The organism is Treponema primitia (genome assembly GCF_046533075.1).
In the GTDB taxonomy this organism is placed as follows: Bacteria; Spirochaetota; Spirochaetia; order Treponematales; family Breznakiellaceae; genus Termitinema; species Termitinema primitia_B.
On sequence record NZ_JAJQRB010000028.1, the window covers coordinates 1 to 22,846 of the forward strand.

General features: G+C 52.2%; 23 protein-coding genes, 1 other RNA gene and 1 pseudogene. 22 read left to right on the forward strand and 3 right to left on the reverse strand.

Annotated elements, in window-relative coordinates; all coding sequences use genetic code 11:
• The 18 genes and pseudogenes from LQZ19_RS05500 to LQZ19_RS05585 all read left to right on the forward strand — a co-directional run.
• Window positions 1-224: pseudogene (locus LQZ19_RS05500) on the forward strand (Rpn family recombination-promoting nuclease/putative transposase); the annotation flags it as partial.
• An 87-nt stretch (window positions 225-311) separates the two neighbouring features.
• Window positions 312-1,031: an ABC transporter ATP-binding protein gene (locus tag LQZ19_RS05505; RefSeq protein WP_411046657.1), complete on the forward strand. Its 720-nt coding sequence runs from the start codon at window positions 312-314 to the stop codon at window positions 1,029-1,031.
• Window positions 1,015-1,734, forward strand: a complete 720-nt coding sequence (locus LQZ19_RS05510; RefSeq protein WP_411046658.1) for an ABC transporter ATP-binding protein — start codon at window positions 1,015-1,017, stop codon at window positions 1,732-1,734. The genes LQZ19_RS05505 and LQZ19_RS05510 overlap by 17 nt, the downstream gene beginning before the upstream one ends.
• Window position 1,735: 1 nt before the next feature.
• Window positions 1,736-2,617, forward strand: a complete 882-nt coding sequence (locus LQZ19_RS05515) for a branched-chain amino acid ABC transporter permease (RefSeq protein WP_411046659.1) — start codon at window positions 1,736-1,738, stop codon at window positions 2,615-2,617.
• A gap of 9 nt (window positions 2,618-2,626) precedes the next feature.
• Complete coding sequence (locus LQZ19_RS05520) at window positions 2,627-3,556, forward strand: branched-chain amino acid ABC transporter permease (protein WP_411046660.1); 930 nt, start codon at window positions 2,627-2,629, stop codon at window positions 3,554-3,556.
• Window positions 3,557-3,617: 61 nt separating this feature from the next.
• On the forward strand, window positions 3,618-4,733 hold the full coding sequence (locus LQZ19_RS05525; protein ID WP_411046661.1) for an ABC transporter substrate-binding protein: 1,116 nt from the start codon (window positions 3,618-3,620) through the stop codon (window positions 4,731-4,733).
• Window positions 4,734-4,856: 123 nt separating this feature from the next.
• The gene (locus LQZ19_RS05530) at window positions 4,857-6,464 is read left to right on the forward strand and encodes a carboxylesterase/lipase family protein (RefSeq protein ID WP_411046662.1); all 1,608 of its coding nucleotides are present in this window, start codon (window positions 4,857-4,859) and stop codon (window positions 6,462-6,464) included.
• A 77-nt stretch (window positions 6,465-6,541) separates the two neighbouring features.
• Complete coding sequence (locus LQZ19_RS05535) at window positions 6,542-8,149, forward strand: carboxylesterase/lipase family protein (RefSeq protein WP_411046663.1); 1,608 nt, start codon at window positions 6,542-6,544, stop codon at window positions 8,147-8,149.
• Window positions 8,150-8,291: 142 nt separating this feature from the next.
• Window positions 8,292-8,390, forward strand: an RNA gene (gene ffs / locus LQZ19_RS05540) — signal recognition particle sRNA small type.
• A gap of 124 nt (window positions 8,391-8,514) precedes the next feature.
• Entirely contained in the window at window positions 8,515-9,117 is a 603-nt protein-coding gene (locus tag LQZ19_RS05545) for a flavin reductase family protein (RefSeq protein WP_411046664.1), read from the forward strand.
• A 58-nt stretch (window positions 9,118-9,175) separates the two neighbouring features.
• On the forward strand, window positions 9,176-9,853 hold the full coding sequence (locus LQZ19_RS05550; protein WP_411046665.1) for a class I SAM-dependent methyltransferase: 678 nt from the start codon (window positions 9,176-9,178) through the stop codon (window positions 9,851-9,853).
• Window positions 9,854-9,888: 35 nt separating this feature from the next.
• A complete protein-coding gene (thiM, locus tag LQZ19_RS05555) occupies window positions 9,889-10,689 on the forward strand; it encodes a hydroxyethylthiazole kinase (protein ID WP_411046666.1) in 801 nt (266 codons plus the stop codon).
• 29 nt (window positions 10,690-10,718) lie between these two features.
• Window positions 10,719-10,901: a Trm112 family protein gene (locus LQZ19_RS05560; RefSeq protein WP_411046667.1), complete on the forward strand. Its 183-nt coding sequence runs from the start codon at window positions 10,719-10,721 to the stop codon at window positions 10,899-10,901.
• A 76-nt stretch (window positions 10,902-10,977) separates the two neighbouring features.
• The gene (gene dnaX / locus LQZ19_RS05565; protein ID WP_411046668.1) at window positions 10,978-12,198 is read left to right on the forward strand and encodes a DNA polymerase III subunit gamma/tau; all 1,221 of its coding nucleotides are present in this window, start codon (window positions 10,978-10,980) and stop codon (window positions 12,196-12,198) included.
• Window positions 12,199-12,242: 44 nt separating this feature from the next.
• Window positions 12,243-12,692: a hypothetical protein gene (locus tag LQZ19_RS05570; RefSeq protein ID WP_411046669.1), complete on the forward strand. Its 450-nt coding sequence runs from the start codon at window positions 12,243-12,245 to the stop codon at window positions 12,690-12,692.
• Entirely contained in the window at window positions 12,682-13,035 is a 354-nt protein-coding gene (locus LQZ19_RS05575) for a YbaB/EbfC family nucleoid-associated protein (protein ID WP_411046670.1), read from the forward strand. The genes LQZ19_RS05570 and LQZ19_RS05575 overlap by 11 nt, the downstream gene beginning before the upstream one ends.
• Entirely contained in the window at window positions 13,032-13,622 is a 591-nt protein-coding gene (gene recR, locus LQZ19_RS05580; RefSeq protein ID WP_411046671.1) for a recombination mediator RecR, read from the forward strand. Before LQZ19_RS05575 ends, recR begins: the two co-directional genes overlap by 4 nt.
• A gap of 33 nt (window positions 13,623-13,655) precedes the next feature.
• On the forward strand, window positions 13,656-14,732 hold the full coding sequence (locus LQZ19_RS05585; RefSeq protein ID WP_411046672.1) for a peptidylprolyl isomerase: 1,077 nt from the start codon (window positions 13,656-13,658) through the stop codon (window positions 14,730-14,732).
• Here the strand turns inward: LQZ19_RS05585 and LQZ19_RS05590 are convergent.
• Window positions 14,715-15,389, reverse strand: coding sequence for a response regulator (locus LQZ19_RS05590; RefSeq protein ID WP_411046673.1), 675 nt, complete (start codon window positions 15,387-15,389; stop codon window positions 14,715-14,717). The two genes, LQZ19_RS05585 and LQZ19_RS05590, sit on opposite strands and share 18 nt — an antisense overlap.
• Before the next feature lie 243 nt (window positions 15,390-15,632).
• On the opposite strand from LQZ19_RS05590, the gene LQZ19_RS05595 reads away from it, so the two are divergent.
• The 4 genes from LQZ19_RS05595 (at window position 15,633) to LQZ19_RS05610 (ending at window position 19,275) form a co-directional block, all read left to right on the forward strand.
• Window positions 15,633-16,409, forward strand: a complete 777-nt coding sequence (locus LQZ19_RS05595; protein WP_411046674.1) for a TatD family hydrolase — start codon at window positions 15,633-15,635, stop codon at window positions 16,407-16,409.
• 124 nt (window positions 16,410-16,533) lie between these two features.
• Window positions 16,534-17,511, forward strand: coding sequence for a tRNA dihydrouridine synthase DusB (gene dusB / locus LQZ19_RS05600; RefSeq protein WP_411046675.1), 978 nt, complete (start codon window positions 16,534-16,536; stop codon window positions 17,509-17,511).
• An 89-nt stretch (window positions 17,512-17,600) separates the two neighbouring features.
• Window positions 17,601-18,605 (forward strand): diguanylate cyclase DgcA, encoded by a 1,005-nt coding sequence (dgcA, locus tag LQZ19_RS05605; RefSeq protein WP_411046676.1) that lies wholly within the window; start codon window positions 17,601-17,603, stop codon window positions 18,603-18,605.
• Between the two features lie 43 nt (window positions 18,606-18,648).
• On the forward strand, window positions 18,649-19,275 hold the full coding sequence (locus LQZ19_RS05610; RefSeq protein ID WP_411046677.1) for a rhomboid family intramembrane serine protease: 627 nt from the start codon (window positions 18,649-18,651) through the stop codon (window positions 19,273-19,275).
• A gap of 21 nt (window positions 19,276-19,296) precedes the next feature.
• Here LQZ19_RS05610 and LQZ19_RS05615 read toward each other — a convergent pair whose 3' ends face one another.
• Window positions 19,297-21,666 (reverse strand): Lcl C-terminal domain-containing protein, encoded by a 2,370-nt coding sequence (locus tag LQZ19_RS05615; RefSeq protein ID WP_411046678.1) that lies wholly within the window; start codon window positions 21,664-21,666, stop codon window positions 19,297-19,299.
• A 23-nt stretch (window positions 21,667-21,689) separates the two neighbouring features.
• Window positions 21,690-22,781, reverse strand: coding sequence for a hypothetical protein (locus tag LQZ19_RS05620; RefSeq protein ID WP_411046679.1), 1,092 nt, complete (start codon window positions 22,779-22,781; stop codon window positions 21,690-21,692).
• Window positions 22,782-22,846 lie beyond the last annotated feature (65 nt).

Genomic DNA, 22,846 nt, shown 5'->3' on the forward strand with positions numbered 1-22,846 from the left:
TGAAGGCAGACCGAGCGTTAAAGAAGATAAGCCGGGAACGGGAACATTGGGCGCGGACCATGTTCCGAGAAAAAGCGGCCATGGACTACAACTCCGGCATGTACAATGCACACCAGAGAGGCCTGGAAGAAGGCGCGGAGAAAGCCCGGCTGGCGCTTGAGGAAAAAGACCGGGAAAATCAGGAGCTTCGGCAGAAACTTCGGGATGCCGGGATAGATACGTAGTAACAAGCCGTTTGCGGCTAATTTTGTGGGTCAAGTTTAGGGGAGCGGGGGTACGTACTCCTTCTTTTCCGGTATACTAATAGAGCCATGGAAGCAGAAAAAATACTGAAAATAGAAGGGGCAACCAAGTCCTTCGGGGGGCTGCACGCCTTGAAGGATCTCAGTCTTGTCATTGAAAAAGGCCGGATCCATGGTATCATCGGCCCCAACGGTTCAGGAAAGACCACCCTGTTCAACTGCATAAGCGGTATTATTCCCCTGGAAGGCGGAAAAATCTCCTTCGATACTATTGATATTACTAGGCTGCGGGCCGACCAAATCGCGAACCTGGGAATACGCCGGACCTTTCAGGCGGCAAAGCTGGCGCCCACCTTAACGGTGTTGGAAAATATTATGAGCGGAAATTCCTCCATAAAAGAGAAGGCCCTGAAAGCGGAGGCACGGGAACTGCTGGAGTCCGTGGGCATGGAGACCGCGGCGGATCGCTGGGCGGGGGATCTGGTATGGGCGGAGCGGCAGTTTGTGCAGATCCTCCGGGCCATTATCGGCAAGCCGAAACTGCTCCTGCTGGATGAACCGGTTTCGGGGCTGGCGGCCAAAGAGACTGAATTAGTAGTAAAGCTGATTAGAAAGATTAAAGCCATGGGCATCACCGTGGCGGTGGTGAGCCACGATATTAAGATGCTCATGGATGTGGCGGAGTGGGTTACGGTACTAAACTTTGGTGAAAAGATTGCCGAGGGTACGCCGGAGACTATCAGGAATGATCCCCTGGTGATGGAGGCGTACCTTGGAACAGAAGGGTGAAGTTATTCTGTCAGTCAAGGATCTTTCCGTTTCCTACGGTCAAATAAAAGCCCTCCGGAACATTAATCTTGAAGTTCGCCAGGGCGAAATAGTAGTTCTGGCGGGGGCCAACGGCGCCGGTAAAACCACGCTGATGGAAACTATCCTGGGGGTCCACAAGCCCGATTCAGGAACCGTGTTTTTTGAAGGCGCCGATATTACCGGAGCGCCGGTGGATAAAAACGTGCGTAACGGCATGACCCTGGTTCCTGAAGGCCGGGGGGTATTTGCCTCCATGTCTGTGATGGATAATCTCCTCCTGGGAGCCCATCATGAACTAAAGGGGGTGGAAAAAAAACTTAGTTTTGTTTTCAACTCTTTTCCTATACTGGAAGAGCGACAGAAGCAGCTTGCGGGCACCCTTTCCGGCGGCGAACGGCAGATGCTTGCCATTGCCCGGGCCCTTATGTCCACCCCCCGGATGATCCTTGTAGATGAACCCTCCATCGGCCTTGCGCCTATCATTGTTAATACTATTTTTGATATACTGGTTAAGCTGAATAAGGAGGGCTACTCGATTCTCCTGTCGGAGCAGAATGTCTACCGTGCTCTCAAATGCGCCCACCGGGCGTATGTGCTGGAAACCGGCAGGGTGATTCGGGAAGGCAGGGCGGAGGATCTGTTACATGATCCGGCAATCCGTGAAGCTTATTTGGGAGTGTAGTGTGGAAGTATTGATTGCACAGATTATCAACGGTATATCCCTGGGTAGTGTTTATGCGCTTTTGGTAACGGGCTTTAATCTCCTTCTCCTGGTGGCCATGATAATCCACTTTTCCTTTCCGGTGGTGGTTGTTTTTTCAATGTACATGGCCTGGATTGCCATGCAGATAACCGGCAGTATTATTGCGGGAACAGCCGCAGCTATTGTATCCGCCATTATCATCAACATGATCTCCGCCCCCATATTCCAGCATGTCATGGGTAAGCGCGGTTCCGTGGACATTAACGCTACCATGGTTGTTTCCATGGGTATGGGGATGCTGATCACCGAATTCTGTTCCCACAGTATTAATAAGGGTTTCCCCGTTTCCTTTCTCCGCATCTCCGGCGCCGGGGAACCGATCTGGCAGTACGGTCTTATCAGTGTCAGTTATGGGCAGGTTCTTACCCTTGCGGCCGCTCTTATCGCGGTGGCGGTCCTGTTCCGGATACTTTACTCGACAAAATCCGGCCGGGCCTTCAGGGCTATCGCCGAAAACCCCGACGGCGCTAAACTGGCGGGGATTCCGGTTATTAAAACCGCTCTCCAAAGCTATATGCTCACGGGGCTGCTGGGGGGTATTAGCGCCATGCTTATGGCTCTGCTTTTAGGTTCCGCTTCGCCGGACCTGGGGGACCTCTTGAGCCACAAGGTCCTGGGGGTGTCCATTATCGCCGGTATGGGAAACCTTACGGGGGGGCTGGTTATTGCCCTGCTCCTGGGTATAGTGGAAGCGATTATCCAGGGTTTTTTCTCCGGCTCATGGTCCAACGCCGTGGTATTTGTTATCATGCTGGCGGTGGTACTGGTTAAGCCCCGGGGTATTTTCGGCGCTAAATTGTAGGGAGAAATCTTGTCAGGTCCTTTGTTTTACTATTTGAGTTTTACGGCGATTTTTCTCCTGGCCAGTTGGGCCATATACCTGCCCTATCGCATGGGGCAGCTTCATTTCTTGGCGGTGGCCAACATGGTGATCTCCGCTTATTTTGGCGCCATACTATCCGGGGCGGTGGTGTCCGGCTCCCAGGGGGAAGCTTCCGCCGCCATCGGTCTGCACTGGCCCTTTCCTGCGGTGCTGCTTGCCGCAGTGCTGCTTAGCGGGTTAATCGGTTTTCTGGTTTCCTTAGGTCTTGGGGACGCTCCCTGTTTTGCTGTGGTAATCGTGGGGTTCACCTTCATGTATCTTTTCAAGACCATCGCAGAAAATACCGCTGTCCTGGGGAGGACCATGGGGATGTTCAACGTTCCGCGGATCATCAATTCTAACCAGGGGAACCGGATTTTTTTAGTGCTGATCATCTATTTAATAGTTATTCTAATGGGCTTTCTTATCCACCGGTTTGAAAAATCATCCTTGGGCCGTTCAACATCGGTGATCTTCGTGGACCGGGATCTGGCCTTTTCTCTTGGGATCGATGTTAAAAAAACCGGGATGATCCTCCAGACTGCGTCCAGTGCATTGGGGGGGCTTGCGGGGGTGCTCTACCTCTACGTGACCCGTTCCATTTCTCCGCTCTTTATCACCTTCCGTAACTTGGGGCTCTTCATGACCATACTTTTTGTGGGGGGCCATACCACCCCCTGGGGCGCCCTGCTCGCGGCGCCGATTCTCTGGGGGCTTCCCCTGATCCTGCCCGAGGGGCTCCAGCCCTGGAAAAATGTATTTTATGCTTTTATGCTGATTTTTATTATACTGGTCAAACCCGAGGGAATTATAACCCGGCCAGTTTTGAGGCGTATCTCCCGAAAAATAAAAGAGCTGCATGGAGAAAAGAGTGAATAAAAGGTTTTGCTTGTTTTGCGCAGTACTTCTCATTTGCAGCTTTGCTGTTCATGCGAGCGGTGTGGGTGATCAAAAAGCCGCGCTTGATGAATGGCGGATCCCCTTTCTCAATGTGCTTACCGGTCCTATAGCAAGTATCGGAGCGTATCTCCAGTGGGGCGCTGAACGGGCCGCCGAAGAGATTAACGCCGCCGGGGGCATTGCGGGGAAGCCGGTACGCATTGTGCGGATCGACACGGGCATGGAAAGCGCTAACGGTATCACCGAAATGTCCAAGCTCCTTGATACTGCCCTGGCCGTGATGGGCCCTGTGCCGGAGCCGGTAATCCTGGCGGCGGTTCCCCTGGCCGCCGAAGAGGGGATCTACTCCTTTACCGCCACCACCTCCTATGAGTACGTCGCGGATTTCTATCCCTGGGCTATCAGTTGGTATCCTCCCACGGAGGATCCCCTCCCCCCCATTGTTACGGGCTGGCTTAAGCATACCGGGGGCAAGCGGGTAGTGCAGTTTGTGGAAAACTACAGTGTATGGGCCGGGATGGCAAAGGCCCACGAAAAGGGGATACGTGATGCCGGGGCGGTGGTACTCAACCAAGTTGATGTTCCCGCCGATGCGGTAAGCTTTGGCCCCCTGGTGGTTAACGCCCTCTCGCAGAATCCCGATTCGATCATCTTTTCCTGCAACGCCCAAAAGATCCCCAGCATCATTGCCGAACTAAAGACCCGGGGCTGGAACAAAATGAATTCCCTCCTGGTTTTTTCCTCCGGTGATGATGCCTCCCTGTACACCATTGGCGGTTCTAATATTAACGGAATCATGATCTACAATCATACCGATCCGAACCTGAGCAGCCCCAGGTGGGACGCCTTCCGGGCAGCCTTTAAGAAGGAGTACAATGGCATTGAACCCTTCAGTCTTTCTACCAACTATTACGATGCGGTCTACATGATCAAACGCGCCATTGAGTCCACCGGCATCACCGGTGACCCAAAGAAACTGGCCGCCGAACGGATCCTTATCCGGGACTACTGCAATGAGATCCGGGACTTTGAGGGCGTACAGTTTACCTGGAGTAATTCCCGGGGCTATCCCCGGGACAAACCGGTGTACCTTTTTGAGATACAGTACGGCGTTAAGCGAAAGGTTCTGGAAATTATCCCGTATAGTGGCAAATAGCGTAAAATTTACCCAGTTGATGCGGATAGTTTTGTTCGAGAAAAAATTTGTTTATATACAAAAATATAGGGTCTATACTATACTGTTACTTTATAGTACATCATTTTATATAGGAGGATTAGGATGAAGAAAAAATTGTTAAGCGTCTGTGTAATTCTTGCGGCTGTGGGTTCCTTTGTGTTCGCCAGCGGCAGTACACAGCAGGGGAACAGTCTCCCCACAACAGCACCTGAGATGCCGATTGCCCGGGTAGCCGGCGGTCAACTCAAGGGATTTGTAGAAGGGGACGGGACTTTGGCTTTTACCGGTATCCGATATGCGGTGGCCGAGCGTTATGGTAAACCCCAGCCGGTACCGGCTTGGCAGGGAGTTAAACCCGCCCAGGTGTACGGACCTAACGCTAAGATTCCGACACAGACCGCTGTGGGCGGCGATGAATTTGCCTGGCCCCACAGGTATTATATTGAGAGTGAAGACTGTCAGTATCTTAATGTATGGACCCAATCGCTTGCTTCCAGTGCGAACAAGCCCGTCATGGTCTTTATCCATGGCGGCGGGTTCAACAACGGTTCCGCCATTGAAGCGGTAGCCTACGAAGGCGGAAACCTGAGCAAGTTCGGCGATGTGGTTGTAGTAACCGTAAACCACCGGCTTAACGTCCTGGGGTACCTGGATCTTTCCAGCTTCGGTGATTCCTATAAGGAAACCGCTAACCTCGGTCAGTTGGATCTGGTGGCAGCCCTCCAGTGGGTTCACGAAAATATTTCCCAGTTCGGTGGGAATCCCAATAACGTGACCATTTTCGGGCAGTCCGGCGGCTCCCAGAAGGTGCAGGTACTGATGCACATGCCCGCGGCAAAGGGTCTCTTTGTTAGGGCAGTTGGACACAGCGGCGCCTATACCACACTGACCAGGCAACAGGCTGACCGGGTTGGTCAGCTTACGGTGCAGAAGCTTGGTCTTACCCAGGCCACCATCGACCAGATTAAGACCATTGATTACAACACTCTCATAGCCGCCGGTGTAGCCGCCCTGGCAGATGCGGGCAAAGAATTGAACGTAAGCCTTTCCTGGCGTGCGGTAGCTGACAACAATGTGGTCCGGGACGATTATCCCGACTGGGCTAATACGATGCCCTTTATGCAGGGTTCGGTGTTCAGCGAGATCACCAACCACAACCTGCCTTTGATCGACCAGGGTATTTACAAGAATACTTGGACTGCTACGGAAACAGACAGCTACCTTACCAAGCGCTTTGGTAACGATGCTGCGGCTATCAAGGCTGAATTTACCAAGCTCTTCCCCGAGAAGAAACCCCAGGACGCTTTTTTCTATGATATCGGCCGCTTCCGGCGTCCCTCTCAGGATCACTTGGCAGATAAGGCAAAAACCGCAACCGCTCCGGTATACACCTACCTGTTCGTTTTCGAGGCCCCCGCAAACGGCGGCATAACCGCCTTCCACTGTTCGGAACTGATCTATGTGTTCCACAATGTGGGCCTCAGGGAAATTACCAAAGCCACCGGCGGAACGGTTGATGTTTATAAAATGCAGGATGTTATGGCGCGTGCGTGGGTTAACTTTGCCACCAACGGCAACCCGAGCCAGCCTGGTTTGGAATGGAAGCCCTACGATCCTATCGCCAGAACCGGCACCATGCTCTTTGATACGAACAGCCGTTTTGTTCCTTTTGACGATTCGAAGCTCCAGGAACTTATGGGTACTAGATAGTGTTCTAAACGTAAAACCCCATGGGCGGTAAACCATGGGGTATGCGTCATATCGCTATTTTATTTTGGAGGATTAGGATGAAGAAAAAATTGTTAATTGTCTGTGTAATTCTTGTAGCTGTAGGTTCCTTTGTGTTCGCTACGGGCATGACAGAGCAGGGGAAAAGCATCCCTACTGCGCCGCCTGAGATGCCTATTGTTAAGGTATCCGGCGGACAGCTCAAGGGATTTGTAGAAGGGGACGGGACTTTGGCCTTTACCGGTGTCCGGTACGCGGTGGCCGAGCGCTATGGTAAACCCCGGCCGGTACCGGCTTGGCAGGGAGTTAAACCTGCCCAGGTGTACGGACCTATTCCCATGGTTCCGGAACAGACTGCGGTTGGTTATGACGAATTTGTCTGGCCCCACCGGTATTATATCCAGAGTGAAGATTGCCAGTATCTCAATATATGGACCCAATCCATTTCTTCCAGCGCGAAGAAACCGGTCATGATCTTTATCCACGGCGGCAGCTTCAATAACGGTTCCGCCATGGAAGCCGTTTCCTACGAAGGTGGAAACCTGAGTAAGTTCGGCGATGTGGTTGTAATAACCGTGAACCACCGGATCAATGTTCTGGGCTATTTAGACCTTTCTTCATTTGGGGATGGGTACAAAGATACTACCAACCTCGGCCAGTATGACTTGATTGCCGCTCTTCAGTGGGTCAAGGACAATGTTGCCCAGTTTGGCGGTGACCCCGGCAATGTAACCATCTTCGGTCAGTCCGGCGGATGCCGAAAGGTACAATCCCTTTTGCACATGCCGGATGCGGCGGGTCTTTTTTCAAAAGCCATTGGTCATAGCAGCATTTACAATCCCATAACCCAGGAACAGGCCAATCGGATTGGCCAACTTACGGTAGAAAAACTCGGGCTTACCGCAGCCACCCTCAACCAGATTAAAACAATTGACTACAAAACGCTGCTGGCTGCCGGCGTATATGCCCTTGGTGAAGCCGGCAAGGAATATGGCATAAGCTTCAGCGGCTGGAATGTAACGATTGACAATGAGACGCTTTTGGCCACGTACCCCGAATTTGCCAAGTCAATACCCTTTATTCAGGGCACCGTGTTCAGCGAAGCCGCAAATAACAACCTGAACCTCATCGCCCAGGGCATTAACAAGAACACCTGGACCGCCGCTGAAACAGACCAGTATCTTGCCAAGCGTTTCGGCAGCGATGCTGCCGCTATAAAAGCCGAGTTTACAGCGCTCTTCCCCGAGAAGAAACCCCAGGACGCCTTTTTCTATGATATTGGCCGCCGTGGGCCCACTTTGGACTACTTGGTAGAAAAAGCGCAATCCGGATCTGCCCCGGTGTACAACTACCTGTTCACCTTCGAGGCTCCCGTAAACGGCGGGGTTACCCCCTTCCATTGCTCGGAACTGACCTATGTGTTTCACAATGTGAACCTCAGGGAAGTCACGCGGGCCACCGGCGGAACGGTTGATGTTTATAAGATGCAGGATGTTATGGCCCAGGCATGGATAAACTTTGCCCGTACCGGCAATCCGAGCCAGCCTGGCCTGGAGTGGAAGCCCTTTGACCCGGCGACAAAAACCGGCACCTTGGTTTTTGATACGAACAGCCGCTTTGCTCCGCTGAATGATCAGAATTTGCGGCAGCTCATAGCTACCAGATAGTATTCTAAATGTAAGATCCACATAGTTTGCCGTGATCCCTAAAGGGATTGCGGTACACTATGCGGTTCAGAAAAGCCCGGTGAATAGGGAGCTGTATTCCTTGACCTAAGCGCCCCTATTTAGTACCCTATACATGCCCCTTAGCCAGGACCCATGCGAATAGACGCCGCCCAACTCCGCCAGGTTCGGAAGGAAGCAACGGCAAGCGGATGTTTATTGCGCCGTGGCCCCCCTGGTTGCGGGGCTTTTTGGTAAGACTTAATACGCATTCCAGCCGCACCGATACGATCAAACGCCTGAAACCATTGCTAAATATATATTAATCATATATATTTAATAGGTATTAAAATTTATGGAAGGTTGATATGGGCGATCACGGTGAACGAAAAGAATTGGGAATACGGACGGAGGTTTTATCCCCCCTACCCTCGGCCTTGGTGTCCTGCCGGGGTCTGACTCCTCCCTATGACAAGGATAACCTCATAGCAATCGCGAGGACTGCCCAGCTTACCACGGACCCCCCCACGGTCTGTATATCCGTCAAGGATGAACGGTTTTCGTACCATCAGATAAAACAATCCGGTGAGTTTGTAATAAATATGGTTGATAGCAGCCTATGTTTCTTCTATGACTGGTGTGGGGTGAGTTCCGGGGCGGACCATGACAAATTTGAGCACTGCGGACTTACCCCGACGCCGATAAAAAACCTCCGTACCGCCCCGGCAGTTCTGGAAGCGCCCCTGTCGATTGGATGCAGACTGGTTGAAACGGTTGAGATGGCCCATTATGCCATCTTTATCGGGGAAGTGGTATCTATTGAAGGTAGTACCGCCTATTTGAACGAGAACGGTAAAATCGATAAAGAAAAATGTAATTTTGTATATTATTCGACTATAGACAAGGGATATTACGATCGGGGTAGAAAGTTGGGATATTATGGATATTCCCTAAAAAATCCCTTGACATAATATTATAATTCCTATACAATTTCTAGGTATTAGAATCTATATAGGGGTCAATTGCGATATGGCAGATTACACACCGGGGCGCTATGAAGGGTTTGGCAGCTGGTATGATGATGTAATGAATGACCAGGGCAAACGGGGGAAGTTGAATGACGCCGCCCATGCGTTGCTGGCAGGACTCATCGGTTCCGGTAGTGGGGTTGCGGTAGATGTGGGATGTGGTACCGGTATTATGTCCAAGGTGCTCAAGGAACTGGGCTATACCCCATTAGGGTTTGATTTTGCCTATGATCAGCTGAGGATCGCAAAAAATCGGCTTCCCGTAGCCCAAGCCGATGCGACCCGGCTCCCGATTCGTTCCGCCTCGGTCTCGTTGGCTTATTCGACCTTTATAACCACCGATTGGGATAACCTTGAAGAGGCGGTGGCGGAAATCTATCGTATATTAAAATCCGGAGGCCGGTACATCGATCTTGGTACCCATCCTTGTTTTTATGGCGGTTTTTCGGTACAACAAAGCGATGGTACTGTTGTACAATATCCTGGATATCGGGGCAGCAAATATTTAGAACCCTCCCACTATAACAGCGAGATACGCCGCCGGGTGGGCGGTTGGCATCGGCCCATATCAGAAATCATCAATATTTATCTTCGGGCAGGGTTTGTTTTGGAAAAAATTATTGAAGGGGGCCCGGATGCGGTGCCCAGCATACTTGGTGTTATCGCGGTAAAACGCTGACATATAACTTAATCTAGGCAGTAAAGGAGGATTGTATGCCTGATTTTCAGAACGCTACAAAGACGGTTCGTTGGCCTGATGCGGAAACCCTGAATTTTTTGAGGGAATTACGGGAAAAGTCACCATTAACTCACTACATTACAAATCAAGTGGTGGCAAACTTTACCGCCAATGTCCTGCTGGCTATTGGCGCATCTCCGGCCATGATAATCGCCGTTGAGGAAGCCGGGGAATTTGCCCGAATAGCCCAGGCGTTGCTTATCAATGTGGGGACTATTACCAATCATGATGCAGAGGCAATGTTAAAAGCCGCGGCGGCGGCCCATGAGGCCAAAACACCCTGGGTTCTTGACCCGGTGGCGGCGGGCGCCCTGGAATACCGTACCAGGATTAGCTCCGAATTGATCGGGTATAAGCCCTCCATTATTAGGGGAAACGCTTCTGAAATACTTGCGATTTCGGGCGCCATCGGGGGAGCTAAGGGGGTTGATTCAACCGCATCATCGGCCGCCGCCATCGCCGCTGCCCGTAAATTGGCGGTGGATACGAAGGCTGTGGTGGCAGTCAGCGGTGAAGTTGACTACATTACGGATGGGGAAACTTTGGTAGCCGTACCGGGGGGGCATATTATAATGACGAAGATTACCGGGACCGGTTGTACCCTGGGGGCCGTAATGGCTTCGTTCTTGCCGATAACCAACGATCCTGTTAAAGCGGCGACGGCTGCATCGGTCATATACGCCGCAGCCGGAGAGTTGGCGCAGAAGAATTCAAAGGGCACGGGCAGTTTTGCGGTAGCATTTGTGGATGCCCTGAACCTTTTGGGGACCGAATAAAGCTAAAAACGGCAGAGAGGATTTTGTGTATGGCGATTGACAGTAATTTACTGGAAATATTGGCAGACCCTTTCGACGGGGAACCTTTGACTTTTATTGATTCAAAGGAGATTCTCTACAATCCCAAGGCACGGCGTACTTGGTCAATTAAGGACGGGATTCCGGTCTTGCTGCCGCAAAAAGAATTTTTCACCGAAGGTGACGGGATATGATAGTTTTGGTTTGCTAGGGTACCGGGGCGGATTTTCGGGGCTTTTTTTAATCCGCTTTTCCGGGTATACTGACAACATGGCTTATGAAGTTACCGCCACCAAGCAGCGTCCAAAAACCTTCGATGAATTAGCCGGTCAGGATTTTGTTGCCGCCACCCTTAAAAGCTCTATTGAAACCGGACGTATCGCCCATGCTTATCTGTTTTCCGGCCCCCGGGGCTGTGGTAAAACCAGCGCCGCCCGGATACTCGCGCGGTCGCTCAATTGCGAGAAGGGGCCCACGGTGAACCCCTGCGGGGAATGTCCCAGTTGTCGGGAAATCGCCAAGGGGTCAAACCTGGATATCATCGAGATTGACGGAGCTTCCAATAACTCGGTAGACAGTGTGCGGCAAATTAAGGATGAAGTCATATTCCCGCCCCATGGGGGAAAGAAAAAAATCTACATCATAGACGAAGTCCATATGCTCTCCAACAGCGCCTTTAACGCCCTTCTCAAAACCATTGAGGAGCCGCCGGAGTATATCGTCTTTATTTTTGCCACCACCGAGGTCCATAAGGTCCCGGCCACCATCAGGAGCCGCTGCCAGCAGTTCAATTTCAGACTTATCCCTATAGAAACGATCCAGAAGATCCTCAAGGAAACCTGTACGAAGATGGGAATAGAGGCTGAGGATGAGGCGCTGTTCTGGATTGCCAAGGAATCTACCGGGAGTCTCCGGGACGCCTATACCCTTTTTGATCAGGTAGCTTCCTTTTCCGAAGGGCATATCCGCTCCCAACTGATCCGGGACAAGCTCGGCCTGGTGGGCTTGGATAAACTCAACGCCCTGGCGGAAACCTGTGCGGCAAACGACACAGCCGGAGCCTTTGCCCTGCTTGACGGCCTGCTCGATTCCGGGGTGGCGATAGAACAGTTCGTTATCGATCTGGCAGGGTACTATCGAAGTCTGCTGCTCTTGAAGAATGGGGTTACCCGGGAGTCGCTTTTGGGCTACGGTCCGGATCGGTTTTCTGTTCCTGTCCGGGAAAAGCTTGATTCGGCCCAGCTTGAACAAGCCCTGTCCCTGCTCCTGGGGCTTTACCGTGATATACGGTACTCGGTTTCACCCCGGTTTGAGCTGGAAACGGTACTTTCAAAACTCTGTTGGCTGGACCGGTGGGTGTCTCCCCTGGAACTCAGGGCTGCCATCGTCGGCGCCCGGAACATTCTCGAACAAGGCGGCGGGGGAGGGATAGCCGGCCCTTTATCCGGGCCGGGGCTGAAAGAGGCTCCGCAGATAAGGACAAGTCCCTAAATCTTAACCGTCCCGGCGCCTTTACAGAAGAGTTTAAGCGGGTCATGGCTGCCCGGGAAGCTGCGGGGACACCCGCGCAAGCCAAGCCGGTATTACCGCCCCAGGAAACCCCACCCGGTGGAACGCCGAAGGATCTTCCGGAACTGCGGGAGGCCCTTATCAAGAGCTTAAACCGGGACCGGGGGATTTTGGCCTCGGGGATTGAAAAGTCCCTGCCCTGGGAATGGGCCGATTCTTCCGTTGGCGGGAAACTTCTTATTCCGGTCCGGGATCCTCTGACGGCGGAATTACTAAAAAAAGAGTATCCCCTTATCCGGCAAATCCTGGGGGATCTCTGGGGTTTACCCCTGATGCTTGAGGTGATTGAAGCCCCCGACAAGACCGGGGAGGCCGATAAGGAGCCGGACCTGGCGCCCCAGGCGGAGCTGGTTAGGCGGATATTCCGGGGAACGGTGGTGAAAAAAAATAGCATGGAGAAAAAAGATGCAAATTAACCCTTTTGATATTCTAAAAAATGCCCAAAAAATCCAGGAACAGATGGGATCATTTCAGGAAAAACTAGGCGGCATTAGTGTGACCGGTTCCGCCGGCGGCGGTATGGTGGAGATTGATATGAATGGCCGTATGGAAATTCTTGGGGTACGGATACTGCCGGAAGCGGCGGACGGGAAGGATATGGAAATGCTCCAGGATCTGGTTGCCGCCGCCTTCACCAGCGCTGCGGAAAAAATAAAGGAAGCTCTGAACCGTGAAATGGGCTCCCTTATGGGCATGGCGGGGGGTATCCCAGGTATGCCTCCGGGCTTCCCCGGATTCGGAGCTCCGGGGCTCTCATGATTAACGCCCTTGACCGGCTGGTAACCCTTCTTGCAAAACTCCCCGGGGTGGGCAAGAAAAGCGCCGGCCGTATGGCCTACCATATTCTGGAAACCAGCCCCGACTATGCCCGGGAACTGGCGAGGGAACTTGCGGGGCTTCACCAGGCTATTAAACATTGTTCTGTCTGCGGCGCCTTTACCGAAACTGATCCCTGCCCCATTTGTATGGATTCCGGCAGGGATACGTCTATAATTTGTGTGGTTGAAAGGGCCCAGGATGTACGGGTCATCGATGAATCCCGGGAGTTTCACGGACGCTTCCATGTTTTAGGCGGACTCATAGCTCCCCTTGAAGGAATAGGCCCGGATGATCTCAGTATAGGACGGCTCCTCAGCCGGGTTCGGAAAGAGGGGATACGGGAGGTGATCCTGGCCATGAACCCAACCCTGGAAGGGGATACCACCGCCCTCTATTTGCAGAAACTGCTCAAGGATACGGGCGCCGATGTAACACGCCTCGCCTCGGGGCTGCCCGTGGGAGGCGATCTGGAATACACCGACCGGCTAACCCTTTCCCGCAGCTTCCGGGGCCGGATAAAACTCTAGCCCCGCAACCCTGCTTTGTGGTATAATCACTTTATGCGTATGTTAACACGATTGAGTATTGGTAGTGTCCTGCTGGCATTTTTTGCTGCCGGAACTGCCGCTTGCGGCCCCTCGGGAGATTCCCGTTCCGGTACTTCCAGCGAAGCTTCCCGCGGAGTTGGGGGAGGGGATACTAGCCTGGGAGATGGGCTTTTCGCCCGGATCCGTACCACCCGGGGGGACATAGTTCTGCGTTTGGAATACCAGAGGGCCCCTCTTACGGTCTGTAATTTTGTCGCCTTGGCGGAAGGGAAAATGAGTGCCGCCGGGGGTAAGCCCTTCTACGATGGTCTTACCTTTCACCGGGTTATCGCGGATTTTATGATCCAGGGCGGTGATCCCCAGGGTACCGGCTCCGGTGGTCCGGGTTACCGTTTCCCCGATGAGATCGTTTCCTCCCTCAAGCATGATGGGCCGGGGGTTCTCTCCATGGCCAATGCAGGACCGGGTACTAACGGCAGCCAGTTCTTTATTACCCACGTGGCTACCCCTTGGCTTGACGGCAAACACACTATTTTTGGCCGGGTTATTCAGGGGCAGAATGTGGTGAACGCCATCAAGCAGGGAGACCGGATCGAGACGGTAACGATTATCCGGAACGGACAGGCCGCAGCCGCTTTCAAGGCAGACCAGGCAGCCTTTGATGCCCTACAACGGGAAGCCGGCGCTGCGGGCGCCACCCGGCTCAAGGCCCAACGGGATGCGGATATCGCCCAAATCCAGCAGAAATACCCCGGCGCCAGTGTTACACCATCGGGAATCTATTATGTTGTCCAAAAAGAAGGGACCGGTGACAAGGCCGGATCGGGAAAAACCGTAGCGGTAAACTACAAGGGGATGTTACTGTCCGGCGAGGTCTTCGACAATTCCGATCTCCACGGCCCCCTGGAATTCAAGACCGGGTCGGGCCAGATCATACCGGGCTTTGATGAGGCTGTGGTGGATATGAAGCGGGGCGAAAAACGGGTGGTGGTGCTCCCGCCGGAACTTGCCTACGGAGAGCAGGGCGCCGGAAATGGAGCTATCCCCGGAAACAGCTTCCTCATCTTTGAATTAGAGCTGGTGCGGTAATTCCTTTGTAAGTCCGTTTTTTACGGCAAAGACCGCCAATTGGGTCCGGTTCCGGAGGGATGTTTTCTGGAGAATCACGGAAATATGGTTCCGTACGGTGCCTATTTTTAAACATAGCTTTTTTGCAATTTCCCGGTTTTTCAGCCCCAAGCCTACATAGTTGGTGATCAGCAGCTCCTGCTTGGACAGATTAACCGGAAAATGCGTTTCCAGTGGTTGCGGGTATTCCTTCCGGACAAGCCGGGAAACATGGGGGAATACCTTCGCCGCCACATGGGGAGATATGAGGCAGCCGCCCTCATTGACCACCCGTATTATCTCCACCAGCTTTTCCATGTCAGAATTTTTCAAAAGATATCCTGAAACACCACTACAGATGGCGTTTAGTGCATATTTATCATCATTCAAATAGGTAAAGATGATGATCGATGTTTTGGGGAAGCGGCATTTTAGGAGGGAGATCACCTTTACCCCGCTAATATCGGGCAAATCAACCTCCAGCAAGAGGATATCGGGCTTGCAAATTTCTACGAGGGTGAGTGCATCATAACCATCTTTTCCCTTTCCGACAATTTTAAAGTCGTTTTGGGCCGATAGAACTACTTCTACTTTGCTTATGTCTGAATCTTCACCGTCAATAATAACAATTCGTACCATGGTAATGGGTACCACCTTTGAATTGAAGCCACATGCTGTAGTATGCCAGATAAAGCTGGGGCTTACAAGAAATTTTTCTTCAGAATGACATATGTCATCAGCCTGCAGATTATTCAACCAAACCATTAGATTGTTGATTTAAATAGAGTTATATTTCGCATTTCATTGACCACACGAAAATTTTGTGTTATAGTGTTAATATCCAGTTTGGAAAGATCAGATTTCATTTCTTTGGACTAAGCCATGCAGTATTTTGATACTCACGCCCATATAGGGCTCATTTGTGAGGACCCTATCGAGCAGCTCATTGTTATTCAGGAAGCCCGCCAGGCTGCCGTTTCAAGGCTTGTCTCGATATGTAATAGCCTTCATGATTTTGTGAAGGTTTACGATAACCTTAAATCCGCCTCCAATGTGTATCATGCCGTGGGGGTTTCCCCTTCGGAGGTCCAGAATCCCGGCAGGGAATGGGTTCAGATTATTGAGCAGAATGTCCAGCTTCCCCGGGTTGTGGCCATAGGGGAGATCGGCCTGGATTATTACCGCAAATTTGGGGACAAAAAGTCTCAGATTGAGCTTTTTATCACACAACTGGACTTGGCTGCCAAGCTTAACCTGCCGGTGATCATCCATAACCGGGATGCGGGCAAGGATGTGCTGGACATACTTCGGGATCGGCTGCCCCCCAAGGGCGGGGTCCTCCACTGCTACTCAGAAGACGCTGAGTATGCAAAAAAAGCCTTAGACCAGAACCTCTACTTTTCCTTTGCGGGCAATTTGACCTACCGGAACGCCCGGAACCTCCACGAAACCATCGGGGTGCTGCCCCTGGACCGTATCCTCATCGAATCCGAGAGTCCCTTCATGGTTCCGGCAGATTTCCGGGGTAAGCGAAATATGCCAAAATATCTTCCCCTGACCGCCGGCTTCCTTGCGGACATGTTGGAAATAAGCGATGAAGAACTGGCCGCAACCCTCTGGGAAAACTCAAACCGCTTCTTCGGGCTTCCGAATGAATAGGAACTGCTAAAAGAAGAGAAGAGGAATAAAACCGCCAAGTCGAAGAAGTCGAAAAAGGGGGAAGGGGATAATTTTTCAGTATTCCCTAATCTTCTTCTTCGACTTTGCGGTTAAAATTTTTATAATGAGTTTGTATAAGCCCATCACTATCGGCACCCTCACGATTCCCGGTAATCTCTTCCTGGCCCCGGTGGCGGGTTATTCTGACCGGGCCTTCCGTTCTGTTTGCATAGACCAGGGGGCGGACTTTACCTGTACCGAGATGGTCTCTTCCGAAGCTCTAGCCCGAAACCATGTGCGTACCGAAATTTTACTGCCCCGGGCGGAAAACGAGGTCCGGTATGCGGTACAGCTCTTTGGCGCGGAGCCCGATGTGATGTACCGGGCGGCCCTGCTGTTGGCCCCCTGGCGGCCCGAGTCGGTGGACATAAACTGCGGCTGCCCGGTACCAAAGGTGGTAAAGACCGGGGCCGGTTCCGCACTGATGCGCAGCCCGGATAGGCTGGGCCGTATCGTGGAGGCGGTGGTCAGGGCATCGAAGGAAGCCTTAGGCGGCGTTCCGGTAACGGTAAAGCTCCGTTCCGGTTGGGATGCGGCTTCTCTTAATTACGGAGAGTGTGGGCGGATCGCCGCCGAATCCGGAGCCGCCCTGGTGGGACTACACCCCCGAACCCGGACTCAGGGCTATGCCGGTAAAAGCGATTGGTCCATGATAAGCGACCTGACTTCCCGGCTATCGGTTCCTGTGGCCGGTTCCGGAGACCTCTTTAGCCCGGAAGATGCCGAAAGGATGCTCCGGGAAACACGTTGCGCCGCAGTGATGTTCGCCCGGGGGGCCATGGGGAACCCCTTTATTTTTTCTGCGACCAAGGCTCTCCTTTCAAATGAAACATGGCAAGGACCAAGTTCCCGGGAACGGCTCGAAACTGCATTTCGCCAACTGACCCTCTTAAGCCGGGATATGGGGGAAGGATTCGCCTGTAAGGAAATGCGAAAGCAGTTTTGTGCCTATACCAAGGGGATAAGCGGCGGCGCGGCCCTTAGGAATCGGCTAATCCATGCCGATACTATAGAGGATTATCGGGTAATTATAGAGATTTAGCTTGCAGTGTCCTTGGGAAGCGGGTTATAATTACTAAATTCTTCTTTTGGACAGGCAAGATGACAGATAGCGTATCAGATACTCAGCAGTTGAATAAACAGATATATGATCTCAAAGAACTTTTTGAAATATCAAAAAGCCTGAATTCAACCCTGGATTTTACCATACTTATCGATTCCCTTCTGCTTATTTGTATGGCCCAGCTCAAGGTCCTTAAGGTTGGCCTCTTTGTCCGCAAGCATCTGGATTCGGATGAATTTAGCCTCCATCGTAATTATACGGGGTTTGATATAGATCATGCCCTTACCTATGCCATTCCTGAAAGCCATGATTTGATAAAGCTGTTCAACAACAAATATGGCTGTTATACCCTGAATGATATACGGAACGAAAATGTTTCTCTGGAAGACCTGGCTCCTGTCACCAACCTTGAGCCATCCCTGCTGGTTCCCTTACAAGCTCAGGGTAAGATAAACGGTATTATCATGATGGGCGAGCGGATAGAAGAGGGTGAATTTGACAGCTATGAAAAGGAGTATATCCTTAATGTGGCTTCCCTGGCTTCTATCGCCATCAATAACGCCGGCCTCTTCGAGATGGCCACCACGGATATGATGACCAAGCTCAAACTGAAACATTATTTGTTTTCTATCCTGAATGAGTGGCTGGGAAACGCACGGATCAGTCAGGACTTCAGCCTGCTTATGTTTGATATTGATTTTTTTAAGCGGGTCAACGATACCTACGGGCATAGCTGCGGCGATATGGTTTTGAAGTATGTTGCCCGGATTCTCCTGGATAATATCCGGAGTTCGGATGTCGCTGCCCGGTACGGCGGGGAGGAATTTGTTATCCTTGTCTCCCAGCCGGGCAAAAACATGGCCCTGAAAATTGCCGAACGTATCCGAAAGACCATTGAGGAAAGTGAAATTATATATAAAGAACAAATTCTGAAGATTACTATTTCCTGCGGCGTGGTCTGTTACGAGCATGGGTTAGATATCTCCAGCGAACACATGATTGATCGGGCGGATAAGGCCTTGTATCATTCAAAACAGGCTGGAAGAAACCGGATCACCTTCTCGGAAAAATAATATTCATATTGACCAGACCGGATAAGAATCGTATGTTTACCATATGAATCTTATCCGCAAGCCTTTCCGTTACCGTTATGACAATGTGGTGCTCTATATTATCGGTATCAATGTGCTGGTCTACATTATGCAGCGGATCAACCCCCGATTCACCTCTTATCTCGCTTTGAACCCTATATTGATCCAACATGGTTTTTACTGGCAGTTTGTAACTTATATGTTTGCCCATGGCGGGATAAGCCATATCCTTTTCAATATGCTGGCCCTGTTCATTTTTGGCGCCCAGGTGGAACGCCGTATGGGCAGCAAGGAATTCCTGGTCTATTATTTGAGCACCGGCATTCTGGCGGGCTTTCTGTCTTTTGTGATCTACTGGTTTACCGGTTCCTACGGGGTCTTCCTCCTGGGCGCTTCCGGGGCCCTCTTTGCGGTACAGTTGGCCTACGCCACCTTTTTCCCCGACTCGGTGATCTATCTCTGGGGCATCCTGCCTCTCAAGGCGCCTATCATGGTTTTGGGCTTTACCGCCCTGGAGCTGTTCTCATCCGTAACCGGTTTCCGCAGCGGCGTCGCCCATCTGACCCATCTGGCGGGATTTGCCTTCGGTTGGATCTATTTCCTTGTTCGTTTCGGCGCCAATCCCTGGAAGTACCTGATCGGAAAAAAATAGGACAAATTCGGCGACCCCATTCTAAAACTCCCGGACAGCGCGGACTCTGTTTCTAACGTTCTCGCTGGATTGTCTGCCATGGTTAAAGTTCACTACCGTCCGGGAGGAAGACCAGTATGTATAGAAAGAGGGGATGAACCCACTGATTACCGGCCTCATGAAGCCGGACATAGCTTCTGCGACTGGCGCCCCTGGGCTGAATACCATGCGGTACATTAAGTTGAGTTCGTCTATCGTGGGCAGCCGCCAACCGCGAATGCCGTTGACGTTTAATTCCTCGCACTTCTTGGCGGCATCGTTCCACCTGGCATCAAAATCCGTTTCTCCGGGAGCGGCTTCCAGAAAGCGCCGGCCCCGGGGGGCGTTGGCGCCCTGGTCGGCAAAAACAAAACCGCCCGCCGGTCCGCGATCCCCAATTTTATGGGCCCCCTGATACCACGATTCCGGCTGGTTGATGAACTGCTGGAGTTCCACCCATTCCTCCGCCAGTTTGCGTTCTTCCGCCTCTGTACCAATCACCCGGACAGCAAACAATATGTGTTGGCCGTCCGTGGAACCGACCTCACTCCTGTCTTTGAAATTTTTGTACCCCCCGGAGAACCAGTACGAGTTTGTTCCGTAAAGCGTTCTCGGTCCGTTCGCGTCAGCCGCATAAGCCGCTCCGAACTTCTCGTATGCTTCGGCTAACTCATGCCAATAGGTTTCGTTATTAAAACGGTCTATACCAACCGAAAAGATTCCTTTCGATTCGGAGAGCCGAGATATTACGTTAAGCTCCTCTAAGGACGGCATCCGCCATCCCCCAACGCCATTGACCTTCGTTGCCCTGAGTCGCGCAACCGCCTGGTCCCATGAATATTGTCCCGGAAACCGCACGACCTCAAAATAATCGGGAGACTGGAAACCGTCGTAACAGATAAGACCGCGGAGAGGAATGGTATCGCCTATCTGATAGGTCCGTCCAAATTTGGCAAGCCGGTATCCATCCAGGTCCGCAATGGAGATTTGCTTTTCCCTTGCCACCGTTTCTGCGTTCGATCCGTTCAGGCTCGCCACCCGGATACTGAGCCCGTCGGTGATTTTGTTGGCGTTTACCGCCCCAAAGGTTACCGTTCTACTGGTTTCGGATTTCCGCGCATAAGCCTTCCCATTGCTGAAGCCCGTTTCCCAGCCCGCACTGAGCCGCACGGTCTCCCTTCCGATAACCTCTTTCTTATCGTTCACCAGTTCCACCGCCACATCATAGGTCCGTACTGCCCCATTACCGATGGGTGAGGAGGAACTGGGCCAGCTCAGATTCCAGCTGGATGCTTTACCTGTTGCGGTAAGTCCTTCGTAGACCGTGTCCACCACCCCGGTAACCGGTTTCGGCCAGTTCTCACCGGTCGCGAGAAACAGCCTGATATCAAAACTTATGGGCAGCGTTTCCCTGTTCCAGTTTATCTCGCCATGCCGCAACTCCGTGGAATATAAGAGATTCAATGGCAAGGGCGTGTTATTGAGAAAATTTTTCACGTACTGATCGCACTCATCAAGCCTCGCCGTCCAATCCTTGCGCCAGGCGATCTCGTTCCGGGCGTTTACACCGATATTGCCGCTGCTGATGTCCCTGCTCACAATGTTCATGCGGCTCGCCGCTTCCGATAATTCCGGGTCCGCGCTGGACGACTGGATGAAGAGCGACAGCCCCTCTATCACGGTTCCCTTCTTCATGGCCTCAATGCCCTTGGCAAGGTTTGTCTGCGCCTCCATTCGCCGGGTGTCCACATCCGCAAAGAGGGCTTGCTTCCCCACCTCGGTCAGGTTTACACCCATCTTATCAAGCAGCTCCGCAGCGGCTTTGTTGATCGCGGAGAAGTCTTCCAGTTCCGACAAGGTACAGTTTCCGGTATACGGCGCCTTGGTTATGCCGTCTTTGGTATCTGCTATCTGCATTTGCAGCGTGTAGCCGGAACCGGTCTTGGTTATGGACCCGGTCATGACATAGTCCGTCTGGGTAACTTCGCCCAGCTTGATATAGTCCGCACGTTCCGTATACACACCGCTTTCACCTTCTTTGATCACCCTTTCCAGTTCGAGCCGGTTCAGTACGGAGATGGCGGAATAGGGGTTTGACATATCCCTTACGAAGACGCCCTGTACCTTGGCGGGGAGGTAATCCTGGTCTTTGGCAAGCCCCTTGCCTTCCGGCGGGAGAATCGCGAGGCTTATACCCTTACCGCCGTCTCCGGCGTACAGGGCTCTCCTATCCGGTTCGTCGTTATCGCTTCCGGAGGCGGCCGCCGTAACTTGCGCCGTACCGACATCTCCGTCGCTTACAACGGAGTTCCCCGCGCAGGAACCCAAGGTGATCAACGCGCCTGCCATCACCAAAACGATAAGCTTCTTCATAATTTTACCTCGAAAATATTGATTTACGGCCGTACTTCCGTAAGTTTATTGTTGAATGCCTGGGAAAAGGATCCGCCGTATATTTCCGCCAAAGCCCGATACGCATCCTGCCTGGCTTTTTCGGGGTTATACGCTGACTTTCTGGGACCTTCGCAGGAAAAAGAAAAGAGAGCGCCGGTTTGCCCCGACACTTGGGCGGTGAGAGTGATCTTGTACGCGGTTCCTTCGCTTACAGCCGGCTTCCCCTCTTCTACGGAGATTGCGCAGACAGCGGCGGCACGGTTCCGGTTTGTTTCCGTGGGAAACCCGGCGGTTTTCAAGGCATTTACCGCAGCGGAACGGAGCAGCCCGTCCACATCCATGGGACAGTCGATGTACACCGGAGCGTTTTGCCGGGCGCTGTAGGATTTTTCCGGAAGCGCAGAGAGGGCTCTGTTTGTTTCGGCGAAAAGCGCATCCGCCTTTGAGGGGTGGAGGACCATGGAGAAATCCCGGGCTGAGCTAAACTCAGGCGTCCGGGTATATGCCCGGGCAGCATCGTAACGCAGCGCCCTGGAGAAGGGATCGCTTTCCGTTTCCGCCGAGCTGAAGAGCTTTAAAAAAGAATCTGAAGCTTTCTTCGCGGTGGGTTCGTAGATCCCCCAGGCTTCATCCCGTGCGATAAACGCGATGGTGGACCATTCCTTTGTGGCTTTGTTGTAGAAGGGCTCGTCCGCATAGCGCACCGCTACCAGCTTCATCTGGCTCTCTACTACCGTTTCAGAAGAGATCTGGGAGTCATACGTATTCAGCCCATCCTTTTTTGTGTCGGACTCCCGGGAAGACAGGGCCGTAGTAATTCCCGAGTTAAAGTAAAAGGCGATTTCGGCAAGGGCGTTGAGTTCCGCCTTTTGTCTGGTTTCACCGTTTCCCCGCTGGGCTATGTACTGCTCGTCGGGGTAGATCTGCCGGACGCCACCTGTCTGCGCCCATGGGGGCGCCGGTGCGGACGCACTACTTGCAACGAAGTTCCCCGCGCAGGACAAGGTAAGGAGGGCCATAAAGAACCAGAGGAGATGAAATTGGCCAAAACAATATCTGACGGTAAGGGGGCGGTTTTTAATATTCCAGTTCATTTCTGGTATATTAGAACGATTTTTATCCTGTTTCAAGAGCGGCGCATATTAATAAAAATAACCAA

Excerpts from the sequence above, each read along its gene's own strand:
- LQZ19_RS05570 (WP_411046669.1), top strand. The coding sequence starts at position 12,243 with ATGGCTGCCCGGGAAGCTGCGGGGACACCCGCGCAAGCCAAGCCGGTA.
- LQZ19_RS05620 (WP_411046679.1), bottom strand. The coding sequence starts at position 22,781 with ATGAACTGGAATATTAAAAACCGCCCCCTTACCGTCAGATATTGTTTT.
- LQZ19_RS05585 (WP_411046672.1), top strand. The coding sequence starts at position 13,656 with ATGCGTATGTTAACACGATTGAGTATTGGTAGTGTCCTGCTGGCATTT.
- LQZ19_RS05550 (WP_411046665.1), top strand. The coding sequence starts at position 9,176 with ATGGCAGATTACACACCGGGGCGCTATGAAGGGTTTGGCAGCTGGTAT.
- LQZ19_RS05590 (WP_411046673.1), bottom strand. The coding sequence starts at position 15,389 with ATGGTACGAATTGTTATTATTGACGGTGAAGATTCAGACATAAGCAAA.
- LQZ19_RS05530 (WP_411046662.1), top strand. The coding sequence starts at position 4,857 with ATGAAGAAAAAATTGTTAAGCGTCTGTGTAATTCTTGCGGCTGTGGGT.
- LQZ19_RS05535 (WP_411046663.1), top strand. The coding sequence starts at position 6,542 with ATGAAGAAAAAATTGTTAATTGTCTGTGTAATTCTTGTAGCTGTAGGT.
- LQZ19_RS05595 (WP_411046674.1), top strand. The coding sequence starts at position 15,633 with ATGCAGTATTTTGATACTCACGCCCATATAGGGCTCATTTGTGAGGAC.
- dnaX (WP_411046668.1), top strand. The coding sequence starts at position 10,978 with ATGGCTTATGAAGTTACCGCCACCAAGCAGCGTCCAAAAACCTTCGAT.
- LQZ19_RS05610 (WP_411046677.1), top strand. The coding sequence starts at position 18,649 with ATGAATCTTATCCGCAAGCCTTTCCGTTACCGTTATGACAATGTGGTG.
- LQZ19_RS05560 (WP_411046667.1), top strand. The coding sequence starts at position 10,719 with ATGGCGATTGACAGTAATTTACTGGAAATATTGGCAGACCCTTTCGAC.
- LQZ19_RS05575 (WP_411046670.1), top strand. The coding sequence starts at position 12,682 with ATGCAAATTAACCCTTTTGATATTCTAAAAAATGCCCAAAAAATCCAG.
- LQZ19_RS05505 (WP_411046657.1), top strand. The coding sequence starts at position 312 with ATGGAAGCAGAAAAAATACTGAAAATAGAAGGGGCAACCAAGTCCTTC.
- thiM (WP_411046666.1), top strand. The coding sequence starts at position 9,889 with ATGCCTGATTTTCAGAACGCTACAAAGACGGTTCGTTGGCCTGATGCG.
- LQZ19_RS05615 (WP_411046678.1), bottom strand. The coding sequence starts at position 21,666 with ATGAAGAAGCTTATCGTTTTGGTGATGGCAGGCGCGTTGATCACCTTG.
- dusB (WP_411046675.1), top strand. The coding sequence starts at position 16,534 with ATGAGTTTGTATAAGCCCATCACTATCGGCACCCTCACGATTCCCGGT.
- LQZ19_RS05545 (WP_411046664.1), top strand. The coding sequence starts at position 8,515 with ATGGGCGATCACGGTGAACGAAAAGAATTGGGAATACGGACGGAGGTT.
- recR (WP_411046671.1), top strand. The coding sequence starts at position 13,032 with ATGATTAACGCCCTTGACCGGCTGGTAACCCTTCTTGCAAAACTCCCC.